Source organism: Moraxella macacae 0408225, assembly GCF_000320365.1.
Taxonomy (GTDB): domain Bacteria; phylum Pseudomonadota; class Gammaproteobacteria; order Pseudomonadales; family Moraxellaceae; genus Faucicola; species Faucicola macacae.
Window position 1 is genome coordinate 202,883 of sequence record NZ_ANIN01000002.1, and the last position, 21,160, is coordinate 224,042.

A 21,160-nucleotide genomic window follows, 5' to 3' on the forward strand; every position below is an offset into this window, starting at 1 on the left:
TTTTGAAAAAAAGTGAGAAATAGGTATGTGGGAGTTGGTTAAAGCAGGCGGTTGGCTTATGATGCCAATTGTGCTGTGTTCGATTTTTATGCTAATTGTGATGATTGAGCGTGGAGTCAAGTTGCGTTTTTGTAAGGTGGCTCCTGATCAGTTGCGCGAGCAGTTAACCGAAAGGTTGCTTGAGCAAGGCATGATTAACCGCGAACAATTGTTAAATGTCAAAGAAAATTCACCGCTTGGTGATATTTTGGCAACAGGTCTGTTATATCGCCAATATGGGCTTGAGTCCATGAGTATGCACATGCAAAACCGAGCCAGCGTGCAAATTCACCAACTGGAAAAAAACATTAACATGCTTGGTACAATTGGGGCGGTTGCTCCATTGTTGGGACTGCTTGGTACGGTGCTTGGTATTATTACATCATTTTTGGCAATTACCGATGGCTCGATGCAAGATCCTGCGATGCTTGCAGCTGGCGTGTCGCAAGCCTTAATTACAACGGCCGCCGGTATGTTTGTGGCAATTCCTGCGGTGATCGCTTATCGTTTTTATCAACGGCGCATTGTGGATATTAATGCCCATTTTGAACGAGAGGCAGGGCTTATGGTACAAGATTTATTGGACAAACAGTTGATTGGCTATGCCAACGATGTCGCAACCACAGAACCGAACCATACGCATTTAACCGAAACAAATTCATAAAACACAAGGGCTTGTCATGCGTTTTCGTAAACCGACTGTTGAACCTGTTGATATTAACTTAACACCGATGATTGATTGTTTATTATTTCTTATCGTGTTTTTGTTGTTGTCCACCACGTTTAATCATTTTAGCAAGCTGAACATTGTATTGCCACAAGCTGAGGGCGTGCCTATTACCGAAAAGGATCAGCGTATCGAAGTGGCTGTACAAAAAGACGGCAGCTATCTGATTAACGGCATAGCACTGGCAGGAACGGGCGAGGCGGAAATTACCTCTATGATACGTCAAGAAACCGGTGATAATCGCAAACTTTTGTTTGTTATTTCCGCTGATGCCAATACAACGCACCAATCCGTGGTAAAAATCATGGACATTGCAGGTAAAATGGGGTTTTTAAATTTAAACATCAGTACTGTTGTTCCTGCAGGACAAACGATAAACAAAGTAAACGATAAACAAAGCAATTGATAAACAAAACAGTTGATAAACAAAGCAAGCGATAAACAAAACCAATCCAAAAACAGTTTTTTTAGAACAATCACCTATTGACAATTCTTATTCATTATTTTTTAATTTATTTGTTTTTTAATTTATTGATTATTAAATCTACCTAATTCATGCCAAATTTATCTCAAAAATCCGCCAAAAAATCACAAAAATGGCAAACTTATCGACGTTTGTTGGGTTATATTACGCCCTATTGGATAGCGATTGTACTGATGATCATGGGTTTTTTGATAAATGCAGGCACAGAAATGGCAACCGCTAAACTTATAGGGGTTATCACCGATGCATTGGCAGAAAACGACCAAGCCCATAAGAATCTGTTACCTTTTTTGGTGATTTTGTTGTTTGTGTTTCGAGGGATAGGGGTGTTTTTGGGCAACTATTTTAGTGCCATTATTTCTCGCAATATGGTGTATCGGTTGCGTTTGGAGGTGTTTCATAAACTGTTAAATTTACCGAGTGAATTTTATCTTAATCATTCACCAGGGCAAGTGTCCGCCAAGCTAATTTTTGATGTGGAGCAAGTAACAGCGGCAGGGACAGATACCATTAAAGTGTTGTTGCGCGAGGGGCTAATTGTCATTGGGTTGTTTGGTTATTTGTTGTATTTAAATTGGAAATTAACTGCGATTATTTTTTTGGTTTTGCCTCCAATTGCTTGGTTAATCCGCATTGCAAGCAGGCGGTTTCGTAAACTCTCCAAAGACATTCAAGACAGCATGGGCGAGGTTAGTCATATTGCCAATGAAGTGATTGGCGGTTATCAAGTGGTGAAAAATTACGGCGGCCAAAGAAGCGAGATGGTGCGTTTTACGCAAGCATCTAAAAACAATTTGTTAAAAGGTTTAAAAATCGTGGTGGTGAATAGCATTAACACGCCGATGATTCAATTATTTATGGCTATGGCTATGGCATTGGTGATTTGGATTGCATTTCGTCCCAATGTGATGCAGGGTGTGTCAGCAGGAGGGTTTATTGCTTATTTGGTGGCGGTAGGGCTATTAAACCGCCCAGTCAAGGCGTTAACCGAGGTCAATCAAGGCTTACAGCGTGGGCTTGCAGCCGCTGAGTCGATTTTTCAGTTGTTAGATGCCAATAACGAAAAAGACACAGGCTGTATTGAGCAAACATTGACAGGTGATATTCACTTTCGTGATGTGTCAGTGGTTTATCCTGATGGTAAAAAAGTGATTGACAAACTTAATTTGCATATCCAAGCAGGCGAAACGGTAGCTTTGGTGGGGCGTTCAGGAGCGGGAAAAACCACATTGGCAAATGCACTCATGCGAGCGGTAGATCTAAGTGCAGGCGAGATTTATCTAGATGGCATACCAATTGATGAATTAAAATTGACGAGTTTGCGTTCTCAAATTGCCAGTGTCAGTCAGCAAGTGGTATTGTTTCAAGCCACCATTGCTCAAAATATTGCCTATGGAGAATTGGAGAATAAATCACGCGAGCAGATTGTGCATGCAGCAAAATCAGCGTATGCACATGAATTTATTGAAAAATTACCCAAAGGTTATGACACGCATATCGGTTCAGATGGGTTGCAGTTATCAGGAGGGCAGCGTCAAAGGTTGTCTATTGCTAGGGCGTTGCTAAAAAACGCTCCGATTTTGATTTTAGATGAAGCAACCAGTGCACTGGATAACGAGTCGGAATTTTTTATCCAAAAAGCCCTTGAAGCGGTGATGCACGGACGCACAACCATTGTCATTGCTCATCGTTTAACCACCATTCAAAATGCCGATAAAATCGTGGTGATGGACAACGGAACAATCGTGGAAGTTGGCAATCATGCAAGTTTGATGGCAAAAAATAACCATTATGCCAAATTGTATGAGCGCCAATTTAATGCATAATTTAGCAAAATTGCTGTTTTGATTGCTGTTTTGGCATAAAAGTTGCTCCAAAGAAGTTGCTCCAAAGTTGTTATGCCAAAATTGCATATTGATAAGCAAATAAATAAAGTGTTTTTGCATAAGCGGTTAATTATAATAACTTCAATGTTAGACATACCAATTGGAGTTTATACCGATGATCGCAATAAAAAATCACGCTAAACTTACTGTTTTTGCTCTGTTGGCAGGCTTGTTGACAAGTATGGTAGGTTGTGCAAAAGCCCCCACTCAACACCAAAACAGCACACAAGAAAGCACACAAGACAATGCAAATCACAAACTTTTAAATGTGTCTTATGATGTGGCAAGGGATTTTTATAAAGATTTTAATCCGTTGTTTGTCAAAGCCTACGCGGCGAATAACCAAGGCAAATCCATTGAAATTCAGCAGTCGCACGGCGGTTCTAGCAAACAAGCCTTAGCGGTTGCCAATGGTTTACAGGCAGATGTGGTTACGATGAATCAAGGATCGGATGTGGAGTTGTTGGTTAACAAAGGATTGGTGGCGGCCAATTGGCGGTCGCAATTTCCCAATGATGCCGTGCCCTACACCAGTACGGTGGTGTTTTTGGTGCGTAAAGACAACCCAAAAGGCATTAAAGATTGGTCAGATCTTAGCAAAGACGGCGTACAAATTGTGCTTGCCAATCCAAAAACCACAGGCAATGGGCGGTATGCTTTTTTGGGAGCGTATGGTTATGGTTTACATACTTTTAACAAAGATGAAACAAAAACGAAAGAATTTGTCAAAGCCTTGTTAAAAAACGTTTCTGTCTATGAAAACGGTGGGCGATCAGCAACCACGACGTTTTTACAGCGCCAAATTGGTGATGTGTTGGTAACGTTTGAAAATGAAGCGAACTTGGCGGTTCAAAACTTCGGTCAAGGACAGGTAAAAATCATCTATCCAAGTTACACTGTTTCTGCTGGCAACCCCGTGGCGATTGTCAATGCTGTTACCGACAAAAAAGGCACAACCGCCAAAGCCAAACAATATTTGGATTATTTGTGGAGCGATTCTGCTCAGCAACTGGCCGCGGATTTGTATTTACGCCCAAGCAATCAAGAGGTGCTTGCGAAAAATAGCACCAAATTGCCAAAACTTGACACTTTTAATCCGCGCGATGTGTTTGGTGATTGGAAAACCATTATGAAAGTGTATTTTCAAGACGGCGGTGTGTTTGATGAACTTGCAACACCAAATTAAGCCAAAATAATTTAGCACAAAATAACTGGGTATAAAACATGCTTGATTTATTTAAAAAACCGTTTTTACCGTTTCTGCTTTGTCTAACATGGCATAAAGCTTATTAATTTGCTCGGCTTTTGTGGCGTATAAATTGGCACGCACCGAGTGAAAACGTCCTGTTTTTGAGGTGTTTAGTGTCAAGGTTGCCAAATCAAAATCAGGAAATAACGTCGCCAAAATCAATTTGACTTCGTTTAACAGCGTGTCTTTATGCCCTTCGTGGCCGATAATGCTGATGGGGTAATTCATTGGAAAATGCCACAATTCTGGATGCTGAATGTCGGTGCGTTTGCCAATGATGTTGTTGCCAAAATCTGATGGTGTGGTTTTGGTCATGATTATTCCTTGTGTTTAATATCAATGCGTTTAGTATCAATGCGTTTAGTATCAATGTGCTTAATATCAATTTTATTTAACATCAATCTTATTGAACGTTAATCGTCATTTGCAGATCGGGTTTTTTTAACCTCTTTTATGGTTTTGGCTGTGCCGTTAACGGTTGTACCACCGCCAAAACCGCCACCAAAACCTCCGCCAAATGGATTGTTTGCACCAAACGGATTTTGCCCGCCCATACCACCCATTTTTGATGGATCAAATCCGCCCATACCGCCCAGTTTACCAGCCATCATTTGCATAAGTTTTTCAGGGTTTTTAGTCGCGTAGTCTTTGGCGTAATTTTTCGCTTTGTTTTGTAAGGCAGGCAACATCACAAGCAGTGCAAAAAGATCGCTTAAAATTCCGGGTAATGTCAACAATAGCCCTGCAAACATGAGTGCAACTGCTTTAACAACGGTATTTTCTTGTGGGCGTAATGCAGGATTGAACATAGCAGCTTGGGCTTGTCCTGCCAAAGGTTTTAAAATGCTTGCCCCTTTTTTTATCAAACCAACACCCATCACCCCTGCCAAAATAAACCAACCAAACACCCACCACCCACTGACAAATTGAGCGATCAAATACCATAGCAACATTTCAATGATAAACCAAACAATTGCAATGCCAAGAACATTTCCCATAATCGTAAAACCTTTTTTAGTTAAAACCTTTCGTTAAAATCGTGCAAAAACGCCAAAAAATAATAAACCTACATTGTAAAGGATTTTGGTATATAATGGGGGAGTTTTTTGCAAAAAAAACGCCAATTTGACAATTTTTTTTGCAAATTTTTTAACGATTTTATTTTTTAACAATTTTAAAAAAAACGGTTGTGTTATGACGATTTTTATTGGCATTGATCCGGGTTCGCGTATGACAGGTTACGGCATTATTCGTCATGCCCAGGATAAACTTGAGTTTTTGGACGCAGGGGTGATACACACGCAGTTAAATTATGATACCGAAACCATGCCAGAGCGGCTCAAGCGTATTTTTCAGGGTATAACTAGGATTATAGAATACTATCAAAAATATACCAATGAGACGATGACGACGGCGATTGAACAGGTATTTATGGCAAACAATCCCGATTCTGCGTTAAAATTAGGCCAGGCACGTGGGGCGGCAATTACCGCGTTGGTTGCCAAAGATTTAGAAGTGGCAGAATACACCGCACGTCAGATCAAGCAAGCGGTATGTGGTTACGGAGCGGCGGATAAAGAGCAGGTACAGGCAATGGTCATGCGTTTGTTAAATCTATCGGTATGCCCTCAAGCGGACGCAGCCGATGGTTTGGCATGTGCAATTTGTCATGCTTATCATCACCATAGCTTAAATAAAATATTAAATAATGTTAATAAAACCAACAACACCACGTTATCACGCACGAAGAAAAAAGGGCGATGGCGTCTTAGCGAAGCGGATATTGTAGCAAAAATATGAGGGTATGTGCGTGCATAGCGGTTGCAAAAATTAACAGATTTTAACGCAACCTTGGCAAAAATTTTGTTATACTGACTTTATGCAAACATGATACAAACATGTATGTTTGTTTTTTTAAAATTAAATGAATGAGTTTTAAAATTAAATGAAGTGAGAAAACATATGGGAATTTTTAGTTTTGCTAAAGACATTGGTGATAAAATCTTTAATCGTGATAAAAAACCACAAGCAGATACAACCCAAACGCCAACCCAAACCGCAACACCTGTGCAAGCACCCACCGAAACAACACAAGAGCCATCAGCTCAAGAAATCGCAAACTTATTGTTGGCACGTATCCAAGCCAATGCCACCATTGACGGCTTAAGTGTGCATTACAACAGTGCTACTGATACCGTGAATGTATCAGGCACAGCGAGCAATCAAGCCGAGCGTGAAAAAGCAATTTTGGCCGCAGGCAATGTGCAGTATGTTGCTACCGTTGTTGACAACATTAGCGTGATAGCCGCAGAGCCTGAATCACGTATGTACACGGTAAAATCAGGCGATACATTGTCAAAAATTGCCAAAGAAATGTATGGCAATGCCAATGAATATCATAAAATTTTTGCAGCCAATCAGCCCTTGTTAAGCCACCCTGATAAAATTTATGTGGGTCAAGTGTTGCGTATTCCTGCGTAGTTTATTAACAAGTAGTTTATTAATATTAACAAGTGGTTTATTAACAATCTGATTAAAGCAGTTTATTAAAAAAGTCTGCACAAAGGTAAAAAACGCATCAAGTCAAATTGGTGCGTTTTTTGTGGTTTTGCATCAATCAACTATTAAGTATTAATTAACTAATTATTAAGTAAATAAGCATTAAGTAACTATAAAGAAGTACGAAAGAAGAAGCACGAAAAGGCGGTAAAATTATGGCAACTTGGATCATCATTGGTACGATTTTATTTATCATAGGCGGTATTATGGGTTTAAAACCATCGGCCAAAGAAACCCATCTTGATAACCTACGCATGGCTGCACGTAAAATTGGTCTTATGCCAAAACTTGTGGCTTGTCCTGCATGGCTTACAGGCAAAACTGGCGAGCGTGGTAAAGGTATGATAGCTCAATACGGCTTGATTTTAGATGGGGGTAAATTGCCACCTTGTGATTTTCAGGTGATTGATGGTGAATGGCGTCCGATGGTTGATAATTTTGCACCCAATTTTGCCCTTGATAAACAGACAGTGGATTTTGGTAACAATATCACTCCAACGGTGCAAGGTTTGAGTTGTAAGGCGAATTTTATTTGTTTGTATTGGCATGAAAATGGCCGTATGGGTAACCCACTAGCCCTTGAAAATAGCGAAAAAGACCTAATTTTTTTAAAAAATCAATTGCAAACTTTAGCCAATTTAGTGCAAAATAGCCAATTTTAACCCCATTGTTAACCTTTTTGAGTAGCTCATGGCAAAAACTGCAACCAAACCCACCAAAAAATCAACCGCCAAAACCACTGCAACATCCGCCAAAAAAGCGCCTGCTGCCAAAAAACCCACCAAAAAAGCGCTCGTCATCGTAGAATCGCCCGCCAAAGCCAAAACCATCAACAAATATTTGGGCGCAGGCTACATTGTGCGCTCAAGCGTGGGGCATGTGCGCGATTTGCCCGTGGGTGCAAGCAAAAAAGCCGCTGCCTCTGATGCCGAGACCAAAGCCAAAGCCAAAACCACCAAACTCACCGCCGCCCAAAAAGCCGCCGACAAAGCCGAAAAAGCCCAATTGGCATTGGTGCGCCGCATGGGCGTTGACCCAGAACACGATTGGCAAGCGGTGTATGAAATTTTACCCAATAAAACCAAGGTGATTAAAGAGCTAAAAGCCTTAGCCAAAGAAGCCGATACCATTTATCTGGCGACCGATTTGGACAGAGAGGGCGAGGCGATTGCGTGGCATTTAAAAGAAGTCATCGGCGGCGATGACAGCAAATATCGGCGCGTGGTGTTTAACGAAATCACCAAAAACGCCATCACCGAAGCCTTTAAACAACCCAGCACGCTCAATATGGACAGAGTAAACGCCCAGCAGGCGCGGCGGTTTCTTGACCGCGTGGTGGGGTTTATGGTGTCGCCGCTGTTATGGGCGAAAGTGGCGCGCGGCTTATCAGCAGGGCGAGTGCAAAGCGTGGCAACGCGCCTTGTTGTGGAGCGTGAGCATGAAATTCGCGCTTTTATTCCGCAAGAATATTGGCAAATTCACGCCAATACCCGTTACAAAAATGATACATTAAAACTAGAAGCCACCCATCAAAATGGCAAAGAATTAATACTTAAAAACCAAAATGACACGCAAAAAGTAGTGGACATTTTGCACGGCAATGACTTTATTGTCAGTGCGCGCGATGAAAAACCAACCAGTTCCAAGCCGTCCGCGCCGTTTATCACTTCAACCTTGCAACAAGCCGCCAGTACGCGCCTTGGTTTTAACGTCAAAAAAACGATGCTTTTAGCCCAGCGTTTATACGAAGCTGGGCATATCACCTACATGCGTACCGACAGCACGTTTTTATCCAAAGACGCGCTAGAAAGTGTGCGCGGTTTTATTGATGGCGAGTTTGGTGCAAAATATTTGCCCAAAACGCCCAACGTTTATGGCAACAAACAAAACGCCCAAGAAGCCCACGAAGCCATTCGTCCGTCAAATGTTGCCATTCGTCCAAGTCAATTGCACGATATGGAACGCGATGCCCAAAGATTGTACGAGCTGATTTGGCGGCAATTTGTGGCGTGTCAAATGACCCCTGCCAATTATTTGGCGGCGACGTTGATTGTCAAAGCGGGCGATGTGGAGCTAAAAGCGCGCGGCCGCGTGTTGATGTTTGATGGCTATACGCACATAAATCCGCCTGCCAAAAGCGACGATGTGCTTTTGCCTGATGTCAAAGTGGGCGATAAATTAAGCGTTGATGAAATTTTACCCAGTCAACATTTTACCAAACCGCCTGCGCGTTATACCGAAGCCAGTCTTGTCAAAGAACTGGAAAAACGTGGCATCGGGCGGCCGTCCACTTACGCATCCATTATTTCTACCATTCAAGAACGCGGTTATGTCAAAACCGAAAACAAACGCCTGTTTGCCGAAAAAATGGGCGACATTGTAACCGACCGCCTAACCCACAGTTTTCCCGATTTGATGGATTACACGTTTACCGCCCATTTAGAAGATAAATTGGACGATGTGGCGGCAGGGCAAATTTATTGGAAGCAGGTGTTGGATAATTTTTACGGCGATTTTAAGGCAAAACTAGAAACCGCCAAAGGCAAAGACGGCATGAAGCCCAATGACCCAACCGATGTGCCAGATGTGCATTGCGATTTGTGCAGCCGTCCCATGCAATTGCGCACAGGCGGAACAGGCGTGTTTTTAGGCTGTACGGGCTACAATTTACCGCCCAAAGAGCGTTGCAAAGGCACAAAAAATTTAATGCCCGTAGAAGCGTTTGCCAATCAAACCGCGGACGATGATAGCGATGAAATTGTTGCTTTGCTTGAGAAAAAACGCTGCCCCAAATGCCACACCGCGATGGACGGCTACATTGTGGACGGCGGTTTAAAATTGCACGTTTGTGGCAACAATCCCGATTGCGATGGCTATTTATTGGAGCAAGGCGTGTTTGAAACCGCAAGCAATAACGACGCGCCGAGCATTGATTGCGACAAATGCGACGGACAAATGGTGCTAAAAACGGGGCGTTTTGGGGCGTATTTTGCTTGCCAAAGTTGTGATAACACGCGTAAAGTGCTTAAAAATGGCGAAGCTGCGCCGCCGCGCATGACGCCGATTGATATGCCAAATTTGCGCTCGCAAAAATTTGACGACCATTATATTTTGCGCGAAGGGGCGGCAGGCTTGTTTTTGGCGGCGAGTAAATTTCCCAAAGTGCGCGAAACGCGGCCGCCTAAAATCAGCGAATTGCAAGCGATAAAAACGCAATTGGAAGATAAATTTCACTATTTGCTCAAAGCGCCAGTGGTTGATGACGATGGCAATCCGACGATTGTGCGTTGGTCGCGCAAATTGGGCGAGCAATATGTTGGCTCGGAAAAAGACGGCAAGGCGACGAAATTTGCGCTGTTTTGGCGTAAAGGGGCGTGGGTGAGTGAGTAATTATAAACCAACCCTTATCAGCCTATTTGCAGGGGCGGGCGGTATGGATTTGGGCTTTATGCAAGCAGGTTTTGAGGTTATTCTTGCCAATGAATACGATAAAAAAATCTGGGCAACGTATGAATACAACCACCAAACGCCGCTATTAAAAGGAGATATTCGCCATTTTAATGCCGATGATTTCCCCAATTGCGATGGCATAATTGGCGGGCCGCCGTGCCAAAGCTGGAGCGAAGCTGGGGCATTGCGTGGCATTGACGACGCACGTGGGCAATTATTTTTTGATTACATTCGCATTTTAACCGCCAAACAGCCTAAATTTTTTGTTGCTGAAAATGTTTCTGGCATGCTCGCCAAACGCCACAGCTTTGCGGTGCAAAATATTTTGGCACAATTTGAACAGGCGGGCTACCAAGTATTTGTAAAAATGTTGGATGCGTATGATTTTGGCGTGGCACAAAATCGCAAACGCGTGTTTTATATTGGCTTTAGAAAAGATTTGGGTGTAAATGACTTTTTATTTCCTACGCCGCTAGAAAATAAATTGGTATTAAAAGATGTGATTTTTGATTTAAAAGACAATGCCATTTCTGCTTTGCCTAATAATAAAACCAATGGCGATAAATGTCAAATTGCCAATCATGAATATTTTATTGGCGGTTATTCGCCCATTTATATGAGCCGCAATCGCGTACGCGCGTGGCATGAGCCGTCATTTACCATTCAAGCCAGTGGCCGCCAAGCGCCGCAACATCCGAATGCGCCCAAAATGCAGCAAATAGAACCTAATCGTTTTGAATTTGTGGGCGATGAAAGCAATTATCGGCGTTTATCGGTGCGCGAATGTGCCAGAATTCAAGGTTTTCCCGACGAGTTTATTTTTATTTATGACAATTTGCAAGATGGTTATAAAATGATTGGCAATGCCGTGCCTGTGAATTTGGCTTATGCGATTGGGCGGCGGGTTTATGGGGTGCTTTTGGGTTTGGGTGAAAAATAATAGGAATTATTTTATGAGTAAATATAATTTGGATTTTATTAGTGATGATGATTTATACAATCATGTCAGAAATACGGTGTTTAAATATCGTTTTAGCATTGATTTTAAAAAATTTAATAAAAATTTAATTGATCCAATTAAACTTACCTTTGATAGTGCGGTTTATCATGGTGGATTTGATGATGTGATTTTAACTACAATTATTGAGAGTGAAATTCAGCGCCAAATGGATAAATCTAATACCAATCACATTGGTTATTTTCACCAAAATATTTTTAACTTTATTGGCAAAAGTGATGGTTGGGTGGTGTCAAAAAAAGGTTTTGATATTGAAAATCATCAACGTCAAATTTATGTAGAGATGAAAAATAAACACAATACGATGAACAGTTCATCATCGGCCAAAACTTATATGCGTATGCAGCATAAGATTTTGCAAGAACCGAAAGCAATTTGTATGCTTGTTGAGGTGATTGCTAAAAACAGCCAAAATGTCGCATGGCAATGTTCGCTTGATAAACAAAGCGTGAAACACGATCAAATCCGCCGTGTGTCAATTGATAAGTTTTATGAAATTGTAACAGGCGATAGTTTGGCGTTTAAAAAATTATGCCAGATTTTGCCAAAGGTGCTTTTAGATGTTTTAAACAATGAGCAATTAAGTTTAATTGACAATCAAGTATTTAATGATATTAATAAACAAAAAATCAATCATTTATTGACTGGTTTATATGTGTTGGCTTTTAAAAAATATCAAGGTTTTGATGATTTTTCATTGGAGTTATCGTGAAAACTTTAGATTTATTTGCAGATATGGTTAACGATTTGCCACAAGAAAATTTTGTTAAAAAATTCACCAGTATTGAATTGTTTGCAGGGGCAGGTGGTTTGGCATTGGGCTTTGAAAAAGCAGGATTTGAAGTGGTTTTGTTGAATGAGTGTGATAAATACGCATGTCAAACTTTACGCCAAAATCGCCCAAATTGGCATGTATTAGAGCAAGATGTGGCGGATGTGGATTTTCGCTCTTATCGCAATAAGGTGGATTTTTTGTCAGGCGGTTTTCCGTGCCAAGCGTTTTCTTATGCAGGTAAGGGCGAGGGTTTTAATGATACGCGCGGTACGATGTTTTTTCAATTTGCCAGAGCAATTGATGAGGTGCGTCCTAAAGTTATTTTAGGCGAAAATGTTAAAGGATTGTTAACTCATGACAACGGCCGTACGCTTGCTATTATTCAACAAACTTTAACAGATTTGGGTTATGTGTTGATTGAACCAAAAGTGTTGAATGCGGTGAATTATCGCGTTCCTCAAAAACGTGAACGGGTTTTTATTGTAGGCATTCGTCAAGATTTGGCGGATAAAGCCAAGTTTTATTGGCCACAAGCTCATCACCGCCCCATGACCATGACTGATGCATTAAAATGCGGTGAATTGTACGACAGCGATGTGCCAAAATCCGATGGACAGGCATACCCTGAACATAAAAAAGCGGTGTTGGATTTAGTGCCACAAGGCGGCTGTTGGCGTGATTTACCCGATGAAATTGCACGTCAGTATATGAAAAAAAGCTATTTTTTGGGCGGTGGCAAAACAGGCATGGCAAGGCGTTTGGGCTGGCATGAGCCAAGTTTAACGCTAACGTGTTCGCCCGCCCAAAACCAAACCGAGCGTTGCCACCCTGATGAAACTCGCCCCTTGACTGTGCGTGAATATGCACGCATTCAGACTTTTCCTGATGATTGGCAATTTGCAGGATCAATTAATCAGAAGTACAAACAAATAGGCAACGCTGTGCCTGTGAATTTGGCTTATGCAATTGGGCTACAAATCCATAAAACGCTTTTAGATTTGTCAAAGGATTTTTTATGTTAACTAAACAATCAGTTATTTGGTTTATGGGTGGATTAAGCATCATGCTTGCACTATCATCTTGCCAAAAAAATGAACAACATCAGCCCATTAATCAAGATAACACAAGCACCACCAAACCTATAACCACTCAAACTGACAAGCTAAAAAAAATTGATTGGCAATTATTAGCCACCGATATCCCACCAGTTTCTGTAGAAAAATTTAACTATCCATTTCAATTAGACAGCGAGCCTGTCAAAATTTATGCACAATCTTATCAATTAGACAACCAAACGGCACGACATCATATGACGGTTGGTATGGCGAGCAATGAGCTTTTATCAAAACTGCTTGATCAGTTGGGTGAAAACTATGTATCACACGAAATGACCACCGACAAAAACCCAATTTTTGTTGTGCATACCACGCCAAATGTTGAACCGACACAAGGCAAATACATTTTTAGCGATCCATTTGCCAAAGGGCTAAGCATTGATGTTAAAATTGTAAATGATGGTATCAAAAAATCGTTGGCCGACTTGCACGAAATGGACAAAAAATTAACAAAAAACTAAGAACAGCATGAAAGGAAAAGTATGAAAGTATTGGGCTTAGAAACGTCTTGTGATGAAACGGGTTTGGCGATTTTTGACAGCAGTCAGCGTCATAATACCAACCAAGGTTTAATTGGACAGGTGCTGTATAGCCAAATTGAACTGCACGCTACTTATGGGGGTGTTGTACCAGAATTGGCAAGTCGCGATCATATTCGCAAACTCATTCCTCTGTTAAATCAATTGCTTAACGAATGCCAATTGCAAAAAACCGACATTGATGCCGTCGCTTTTACCAAAGGCCCTGGACTTGTTGGAGCGTTGATGACAGGGGCGTTATTTGGGCGTTCGCTTGCTTTTGCCCTTGATATTCCAGCTGTTGGCGTACATCATATGGAGGGGCATTTGCTTGCTGTGCTGCTTGGACAAGATGCTCCTAAATTTCCGTTTGTTGGCTTGTTGGTATCTGGCGGACATACCTTGTTGGTGGCGGTAAAAGGCGTTGGACAATACCAAATCTTAGGCGAAAGCATTGACGATGCGGTAGGAGAGTGTTTTGACAAAACTGCAAAAATGTTGGGACTTGCTTATCCAGGCGGGCCAAACATAGCCAAACTTGCCGAAACAGGCAACCCGCACGCTTTTGATTTGCCGCGCCCCATGCTTGGCAAAGGCTTGGATTTTTCTTTTAGCGGTATGAAAACTGCGGTGCATAATCTGATCAAAGACAATCCGACTGATATTGACAATCCCAATCACGCTCAAACCAGGGCGGATATTGCTGCAGGTTTTCAATTTGCTGTGGTGGATACGCTTGCCAAAAAATGCGTAAAAGCCTTACAACACACAGGTTTTAGCCGTCTTGTCATTGCAGGGGGCGTAAGTGCCAACCTTGAGTTGCGCCAAATTTTGGCAAAACAATTGGCAAAAATTGGGGCAACCGTGCATTACGCTCCGCCTGCTTTGTGTACCGATAACGGTGCGATGATTGCATTTGCAGGTTGGTGGCGTCTTCGCGCAGGGCAGTGCGATGATTTGGCGGTGAGTTGTTTGCCACGTTGGTCGATGTCAGATTTGGCAAAAGTCGATTAAATTTCACAATTTTGTAAAAAAAATTAGCAAAATTTACGGAAAAAACTACAAAATATTACCAGTTTTTGCAAAAAACACTTATACAAAACCCAAAAAACGCGTTAAAATAATGGGCAGTTTTTAAGTTTTGATAAAATTTATCAAGTTTCATTGGTTTTATCAAGCGTTTTTCATCGTTAGTTTTTCATCATGAATTTTTTTAATCACTAATTTTTTAATCATTAGTTTTTTAATTGCTAAATTGAAATAGGAACAGTAAATGTCAAATGTAAAACAGCCAACTGTAGAACAATTGCCAAACAGCATTGACCCAGATTTAAATTTGGAAAAAGTCAAAGTAGAGTGCGAAGAATTGGTAAAAAAACAAGCCAAAATTTCAGCAGGGGTTGCAATTGTGCCTGTGCCCTTTTTTGATGTGGCCGTAGATGCAGGCTTGTTAACCAAATTATTGCCAGAAATTTCACAACGTTTTGGTTTGGCGGACGATATCACCAAAAAAACCAACAACGAAAAAGAAAAAAACAGCTCAAGTTTTGAGCAATACAAAGATCGTGCTGTGGATTTTGCAGGTTTGGTGGCAACGCGTGCACTTGCCAAAAAAACTTTTCAAGGTTTTGGTAGTCGCATCATTACTAAGCAAGTTACCAAATTTGTACCGTTTGGTGGTCAGTTGGTTGCAGGGACGATTGGTTATTTGATGTTCAAAAAAATTGCCAATGATCACATCGAAAAATGCTACCAAAATGCAAAAAAATTGCAACGAGAATATCATGAAAAAACGGTTAACTAATTGTTAAACAAAAACAGTTAACTAATTGTTAAACAAAATAAAATATTTCGCTAAAGTTGGATAAACCTTTATCCAACTTTTTATTGTGGAATAAATTTACGCAAGTTTAGGCAAATCGCGTTTATTTGCTGATAAAATTGTGGCATAATACGGTTATATCAATAATGCAATTGGGGTTTTCGTGGGCTTGTTGGCATAGACTTTGTGAAAAGTTTAAAAAAATCAAACAAAACTGTCAAAATCTTGTTATAATAGCGAAATTATAACCTATTTTTTTGTGTTTAACGATGGTGTATCTTTAAAGATTGCCAGAATCTTTTTTGTAGGAAGATGACCGATGAAAAAAATTATCACTGCTGCCAGCCTTTTGATTGCTAGCGTAAGCGGTTGGACGGCTGTTGCTGTGCCAAAATACGATATTCAAAAAGGCAAAGTGATTGCCGAAACGGTATGTGCTGCTTGTCATGGGGCAAATGGCGTGAGTGCTGTGCCTGCGCAACCAAATTTGGGCGGCCAAGGCGTAAAATATCTGTATAAACAATTGGTTGCATTTAAAAACGGCGATCGTGCCAATGCGATCATGAAATCTTACGCATCTCAATTAAGCGATCAGGATATGGCAAATGTGGCCGGTTATTTTGCCAGTCAACCACGCTGGAGTGTTGGTTATGCCAATCCTGCAACGGCTGATCAAGCTCAAAAATTATACTTCGGTGGTGATAGCAAACGCGGTGTCATTCCGTGTTCTGGCTGTCATGGTGGTAAAGGCAATGGCAACCAATGGGCGGCCTTTCCGCGTTTGGGAGGGCAACACCCAGAATATATCGCAACGCAGTTAAAACTATTTCGTGCAGCAGGTCGTGAAGATGAAATTGCCGATCCCACTCAATCACGCACCAATGACGCTGCCAAACAAGGTGAAAAAGGCATGATGCAAGTGGTTGCCGCCAAATTATCAGACAATGATATTAAAATTTTGTCCGATTTTATCGGTGCATTGCACTAGTTTTCTAAGTGCACTCATTTTTCTAAGTGCACTCATTTTCTTAAGTGTATTAACTTTTTTAATTACGCCAATTTTTTAAACTTCCTAATTTTTTAAACCTTTCAAACAGTTTTAACAAAACAGCCAAATTGTCATGATTTGGCTTTTTTGTTGCACGATTGTCATTATTTGTTCATCATTTTGTCATCATTTTGTCATATTCAAATGGCATTATATAAAAACCAAAAACGAAGCGTAAAAAGCAACAAAAGTAAGCAACACATGGTTTTTAACATTCAAAATAGGTGATGATATGAAATATTTCTATAGCAACAAATTTTACCGCAACAAATTCACGGTTAGCACATTGCTGCTAAGCATGTTGGCATTGAATGCTTGTTCTGACAATCAATCAAATGCCAATCAGGCTACTCAACCAAATCAAGCCAGTAGTGCAATTAAAGCCGATTCAGAAAATGTTACCAATGCAATTTTGGGAGCGGGGGCGTCGTTTCCACAGCCAATTTATGCCAAATGGTCGGCTGATTTTAAAAACGCAACAGGCGGACAGGTGAATTATCAATCCATTGGTTCATCAGCAGGGGTTAAGCAAATTATAGCAAACACGGTGGATTTTGGAGCAACAGATGCGCCGTTAACCAAGGCGGAGCAGGATAAAGAAGGCTTAATCCAGTTTCCAACGGTTATTGGCGGTGTTGTGCCTATTGTGAATGTAGACGGCGTAACAGCAGGGCAGTTAAAACTTGATGGAGCAACGCTTGCCAATATTTATCTGGGTAAAATCAAACAGTGGAATGATCCTGCAATTGTGGCATTAAATCCAAATTTGACTTTGCCAAATAGCAACATTATCACCGTGTTTCGTTCAGATGGTTCTGGCACAACCTTTAATTTTACCCATTATTTGTCAGCCGTTTCAAAAGATTGGCAAACAAAAGTTGGTGCAAATAAAACCATTAAATGGCCAACCGCCCAAACAGGCGTAGGTGCAAAAGGCAATGAAGGCGTGGCAAGCAATGTTGCGCGGGCAAAAAATGCAATTGGCTATGTGGAATATGCCTATGCCAAACAAAACAACATGGCATACGTTTCGCTAAAAAATCAAGCAGGCAATTTTGTGCAGCCGTCGATCGAAAGTTTTGCAGCCGCAGGTGATATCAACTGGTCAGCAGATGACGGCTTTAATGTTGTGCTAACCAACCAAGCAGCTGTGCAAGCATGGCCAATCTCAGCGGCTACGTTTATTTTGGTGCATAAACAACCAAAAAACCCTGAAAAAGTGAAAAATGTACTGGCGTTTTTTGATTGGGCTTATCAAAAGGGTGATGATAGTGCAAAAAGTTTGGATTTTGTGCCCTTTTCTACACAAAGCAAACAAACTTTCCGTCAAAGTTGGCAACAAGTGGTCGATAGTGATAATAAACCACTGTACACAATCAATCCATAAATTTTTTAACAATTTATAATAGTTCATATTAAAAAAAATTAATTCATATTAAAAAAATTAATTAATGTTAAAGATTGGTGTTAAAAACTGGTGTTAAAGATTATTGATAAAAAGGCGGTTTATATGTCAAATTTATCATCACAACTGGCAAAACAACAGCGTTTGGATTGGCTATTTGTCAATGCGACACGTTTGTTTGCATGGTTTGTGTTGTTGTTATTGAGTGGAATTTTGCTATCGCTGTTTGTTGGAGCGTGGCCGAGCATGCGTCAGTTTGGACTTGGATTTTATAGCACGCAAGATTGGAATGTGGGTACTTTTGAATTTGGAGCACTTGCACCGATTTATGGCACACTGGTTACATCATTGTTGGCAATTTTTATTGCCATACCGATAAGTTTTGGCATAGCGATGTTTTTAACCGAGCTTTGTCCAAATTGGCTAAAACGTCCGCTTGGGGTTGTGGTTGAATTGTTGGCGGGTATTCCATCTATTATTTATGGCATGTGGGGATTTTTTGTGTTTGCACCTTGGTTTGCCAAACATGTTCAGTCGCCGTTGATTGATAAATTTGCCAATATTCCTGTGTTAAATCAACTGTTTACAGGTTCTGCGTTTGGCATTGGCTTGTTTACCGCCAGTTTGATTTTGGCAATTATGATTATTCCGTTTATTGCCTCGGTCATGCGAGATGTGTTTGGTGTTGTGCCAAATCTGCTTAAAGAGTCGGCGTATGGGCTTGGAGCAACGACGTGGGAGGTGATGTTTCATGTGGTGTTGCCTTATACCAAAACAGGCGTGGCAGGTGGGGTGATTTTGGGGCTTGGGCGAGCATTGGGCGAAACCATGGCGGTTACGTTTGTGATTGGCAATGCGTATAATATTAGTCCAAATTTGTTTCAATCTGGTGTGTCTATCACGTCCGCCCTTGCCAATGAATTTGCTGAGTCTGAGGGGTTGCATCAAGCATCGCTATTGCATTTGGGGCTGTTGTTGTTTGTGATTACTTTTATTGTGTTAATGATTTCAAAAATTATTTTAGTAAAACTGGATAAAAAAGCAGGGAGTCATGTATGAATCAGCGCAACCGTTTATCAAACCAAGCAAATTTATCAAACAAATCCTCACAAAAAGGCAGTGTTACCTTGCCTTTGTCGCAAACCTTATCCTGTCATGTAAAAGATTTTGAACCGGTGTCTTTGTCTAATAAAACCTTGTGCTTACCAACTTATCAAAAACGTAAAATCAAAAACCAACTAAGTTTATTGTTTGCAGGATTTGCGTTGGTGTTTGGTTTAAGTTTTTTGGTGTTGATTTTGTATAAACTGTTGGTGTCTGGTTTTGCAGCAATGTTAACCATGCCAATTTTTAGTGCCGATACGCCTGCGGGTATGGATATTGGCGGTTTACGCAATGCAATTGTTGGTTCGCTAATGATGACAGGGCTTGCACTGGGGGTTGGCGTGCCAATTGGTATTATGGCGGGGGTTTATTTGGCAGAATTTGCTCAAGGCAGTTGGCTTGGTAAAACCACGCGGTTTATGAATGATATTTTGTTATCCGCTCCGTCTATTATTATCGGTTTATTTGTGTTTACGTTGATGGTGCATGGACGCGGTTTTTCAGGTTGGGCGGGGGCATGTGCACTTGCATTGATTGTCATTCCTATCGTGGTGCGAACCACAGAAAATATGCTAAACCTTGTGCCGGATACCTTGCGAGAGGCAACTTATGCCCTTGGTGCACCAAAGTGGAAACTGGTGGGTTATGTTACGCTGCGTTCTGCTAAGGCGGGAATTTTGACAGGCGTGCTGTTGGCATTTGCACGGATTTTTGGTGAAACCGCACCGCTGTTATTTACCGCTATGAACAATCAATATTTTAGTCTAAATATGGGGGCACCGATGGCAAATTTACCCAATGCCATTTATCAATTGGCCCAGCAGCCTTATGAAAATGCGCAACAATTGGCATGGGCAGGGGCGTTGTTGGTTACCTTGGCAGTGCTTGGACTGAATATGTTGGCAAGGCTACTGGGAAAAGAGCGGTATTAAAAACCGATTTGGCTTAAGCACTTTAGCCTAAGCATTTAATCCAATCAATAAATTTAACAAAAAATTTAACAAAAAATTTAACAAAAAATTTAACAAAAATCAAGGCAATCTTATGCAAAGCAATTTACAAACCAACGCTCATACCAACAGCCCTCATACCAAAATCCAAGTTAACCAACTTGATTTTTATTATGGTAAATTTCACGCTTTAAAAAATATCCATCTTAATATTTATGACAAAAAAGTTACCGCGTTTATTGGGCCGTCAGGCTGTGGCAAATCTACGATGTTGCGCACCTTTAACCGTATGTATGATTTATATCCAAATATGAGTGCTCAAGGTGAGATTTTATTGGACAATGAAAATATTTTGGCAAAAAACCTTGATGTTAATCTATTGCGTACAAAAGTTGGCATGGTGTTTCAAAAACCCACGCCGTTTGTCATGTCTATTTATGACAATGTGGCGTTTGGCGTGCGTTTATACGAAAAATTAAGCAAAAGCGATTTGGACGAACGCGTAACTTGGGCGTTAAAAAAAGCAGCATTGTGGACAGAGGTTAAAGACAAACTCAAAGCATCAGGGCTTTCGCTATCAGGAGGGCAACAGCAGCGTTTGTGCATTGCCAGAGCCATTGCCACGCGTCCTGAAGTGTTGTTGCTTGATGAACCAACATCGGCGCTTGATCCCATTTCTACAGGTGCAATTGAGACATTAATTGCAGATTTAAAACAAGATTATACCATAGCAATTGTTACCCATAATATGCAGCAAGCCTTACGCGTGTCTGATTATACCGCGTATATGTATTTGGGTGAGATGATAGAAATGGATAAAACCGAACAAATGTTTAACAATCCAAAAAACCCTCAAACCCAAGGTTATATTCGTGGGCATTTTGGCTAAGGGTTGTTAAGTGGTGCAAATTGCCAATTTGCTGATTTTTTATTTTGCTGATTTTTGTTTTGAAAAATGCAACAAATTTGTGTAAAATTCATCTGTTAAACTCATTTCATTTTACATGGTTA

21 protein-coding genes are annotated in these 21,160 nt (G+C 40.9%); 19 read left to right on the forward strand and 2 right to left on the reverse strand.

Annotated features, from left to right (window positions below):
- Positions 1 to 25 precede the first annotated feature (25 nt).
- The 4 genes from MOMA_RS06415 (at position 26) to MOMA_RS06430 (ending at position 4,322) form a co-directional block, all read left to right on the forward strand.
- On the forward strand, positions 26 to 703 hold the full coding sequence (locus MOMA_RS06415; RefSeq protein ID WP_009501675.1) for a MotA/TolQ/ExbB proton channel family protein: 678 nt from the start codon (positions 26 to 28) through the stop codon (positions 701 to 703).
- 16 nt (positions 704 to 719) lie between these two features.
- Positions 720 to 1,172, forward strand: a complete 453-nt coding sequence (locus MOMA_RS06420; RefSeq protein ID WP_009501676.1) for an ExbD/TolR family protein — start codon at positions 720 to 722, stop codon at positions 1,170 to 1,172.
- Positions 1,173 to 1,321: 149 nt separating this feature from the next.
- Positions 1,322 to 3,076, forward strand: a complete 1,755-nt coding sequence (gene msbA, locus MOMA_RS06425) for a lipid A export permease/ATP-binding protein MsbA (protein ID WP_009501677.1) — start codon at positions 1,322 to 1,324, stop codon at positions 3,074 to 3,076.
- A gap of 175 nt (positions 3,077 to 3,251) precedes the next feature.
- Positions 3,252 to 4,322 carry a sulfate ABC transporter substrate-binding protein gene (locus MOMA_RS06430; protein ID WP_009501678.1) on the forward strand — a complete coding sequence of 357 codons (1,071 nt, stop codon included), beginning with the start codon at positions 3,252 to 3,254 and terminating at the stop codon, positions 4,320 to 4,322.
- Positions 4,323 to 4,373: 51 nt separating this feature from the next.
- On the opposite strand, the gene MOMA_RS06435 is transcribed toward MOMA_RS06430, so the two are convergent.
- Together MOMA_RS06435 and MOMA_RS06440 are read right to left on the reverse strand one after the other, a co-directional pair.
- The gene (locus MOMA_RS06435) at positions 4,374 to 4,700 is read right to left on the reverse strand and encodes a YbeD family protein (protein ID WP_009501679.1); all 327 of its coding nucleotides are present in this window, start codon (positions 4,698 to 4,700) and stop codon (positions 4,374 to 4,376) included.
- Between the two features lie 98 nt (positions 4,701 to 4,798).
- Positions 4,799 to 5,383 carry an FxsA family protein gene (locus MOMA_RS06440; protein WP_009501680.1) on the reverse strand — a complete coding sequence of 195 codons (585 nt, stop codon included), beginning with the start codon at positions 5,381 to 5,383 and terminating at the stop codon, positions 4,799 to 4,801.
- Positions 5,384 to 5,579: 196 nt separating this feature from the next.
- Here MOMA_RS06440 and ruvC point away from each other — a divergent pair, with 196 nt between their 5' ends.
- From ruvC to pstB, 15 genes are all read left to right on the forward strand, one after another.
- Complete coding sequence (gene ruvC, locus MOMA_RS06450; protein WP_009501682.1) at positions 5,580 to 6,185, forward strand: crossover junction endodeoxyribonuclease RuvC; 606 nt, start codon at positions 5,580 to 5,582, stop codon at positions 6,183 to 6,185.
- A 162-nt stretch (positions 6,186 to 6,347) separates the two neighbouring features.
- Complete coding sequence (lysM, locus tag MOMA_RS06455) at positions 6,348 to 6,866, forward strand: peptidoglycan-binding protein LysM (RefSeq protein WP_009501683.1); 519 nt, start codon at positions 6,348 to 6,350, stop codon at positions 6,864 to 6,866.
- A 233-nt stretch (positions 6,867 to 7,099) separates the two neighbouring features.
- Positions 7,100 to 7,606 carry a hypothetical protein gene (locus tag MOMA_RS06460; RefSeq protein ID WP_009501684.1) on the forward strand — a complete coding sequence of 169 codons (507 nt, stop codon included), beginning with the start codon at positions 7,100 to 7,102 and terminating at the stop codon, positions 7,604 to 7,606.
- Between the two features lie 28 nt (positions 7,607 to 7,634).
- Entirely contained in the window at positions 7,635 to 10,334 is a 2,700-nt protein-coding gene (gene topA / locus MOMA_RS06465; protein WP_009501685.1) for a type I DNA topoisomerase, read from the forward strand.
- On the forward strand, positions 10,327 to 11,334 hold the full coding sequence (locus tag MOMA_RS06470) for a DNA cytosine methyltransferase (protein WP_009501686.1): 1,008 nt from the start codon (positions 10,327 to 10,329) through the stop codon (positions 11,332 to 11,334). Before topA ends, MOMA_RS06470 begins: the two co-directional genes overlap by 8 nt.
- A gap of 13 nt (positions 11,335 to 11,347) precedes the next feature.
- Positions 11,348 to 12,124, forward strand: a complete 777-nt coding sequence (locus MOMA_RS06475) for an Eco47II family restriction endonuclease (protein ID WP_009501687.1) — start codon at positions 11,348 to 11,350, stop codon at positions 12,122 to 12,124.
- Positions 12,121 to 13,209: a DNA cytosine methyltransferase gene (locus tag MOMA_RS06480; RefSeq protein WP_009501688.1), complete on the forward strand. Its 1,089-nt coding sequence runs from the start codon at positions 12,121 to 12,123 to the stop codon at positions 13,207 to 13,209. Before MOMA_RS06475 ends, MOMA_RS06480 begins: the two co-directional genes overlap by 4 nt.
- Positions 13,203 to 13,763: a hypothetical protein gene (locus tag MOMA_RS06485; protein WP_009501689.1), complete on the forward strand. Its 561-nt coding sequence runs from the start codon at positions 13,203 to 13,205 to the stop codon at positions 13,761 to 13,763. Before MOMA_RS06480 ends, MOMA_RS06485 begins: the two co-directional genes overlap by 7 nt.
- Before the next feature lie 21 nt (positions 13,764 to 13,784).
- Positions 13,785 to 14,834, forward strand: a complete 1,050-nt coding sequence (tsaD, locus tag MOMA_RS06490; protein WP_009501690.1) for a tRNA (adenosine(37)-N6)-threonylcarbamoyltransferase complex transferase subunit TsaD — start codon at positions 13,785 to 13,787, stop codon at positions 14,832 to 14,834.
- Positions 14,835 to 15,093: 259 nt separating this feature from the next.
- The gene (locus MOMA_RS06495) at positions 15,094 to 15,624 is read left to right on the forward strand and encodes a hypothetical protein (protein ID WP_009501691.1); all 531 of its coding nucleotides are present in this window, start codon (positions 15,094 to 15,096) and stop codon (positions 15,622 to 15,624) included.
- 337 nt (positions 15,625 to 15,961) lie between these two features.
- Complete coding sequence (locus tag MOMA_RS06500; protein WP_009501692.1) at positions 15,962 to 16,630, forward strand: c-type cytochrome; 669 nt, start codon at positions 15,962 to 15,964, stop codon at positions 16,628 to 16,630.
- A 292-nt stretch (positions 16,631 to 16,922) separates the two neighbouring features.
- The gene (gene pstS, locus MOMA_RS06505; protein ID WP_009501693.1) at positions 16,923 to 18,077 is read left to right on the forward strand and encodes a phosphate ABC transporter substrate-binding protein PstS; all 1,155 of its coding nucleotides are present in this window, start codon (positions 16,923 to 16,925) and stop codon (positions 18,075 to 18,077) included.
- A 123-nt stretch (positions 18,078 to 18,200) separates the two neighbouring features.
- Positions 18,201 to 19,154 (forward strand): phosphate ABC transporter permease subunit PstC, encoded by a 954-nt coding sequence (gene pstC / locus MOMA_RS06510; RefSeq protein ID WP_009501694.1) that lies wholly within the window; start codon positions 18,201 to 18,203, stop codon positions 19,152 to 19,154.
- On the forward strand, positions 19,151 to 20,131 hold the full coding sequence (pstA, locus tag MOMA_RS06515; protein ID WP_009501695.1) for a phosphate ABC transporter permease PstA: 981 nt from the start codon (positions 19,151 to 19,153) through the stop codon (positions 20,129 to 20,131). The genes pstC and pstA overlap by 4 nt, the downstream gene beginning before the upstream one ends.
- A gap of 112 nt (positions 20,132 to 20,243) precedes the next feature.
- On the forward strand, positions 20,244 to 21,038 hold the full coding sequence (pstB, locus tag MOMA_RS06520; protein WP_009501696.1) for a phosphate ABC transporter ATP-binding protein PstB: 795 nt from the start codon (positions 20,244 to 20,246) through the stop codon (positions 21,036 to 21,038).
- Positions 21,039 to 21,160: the final 122 nt, after the last annotated feature.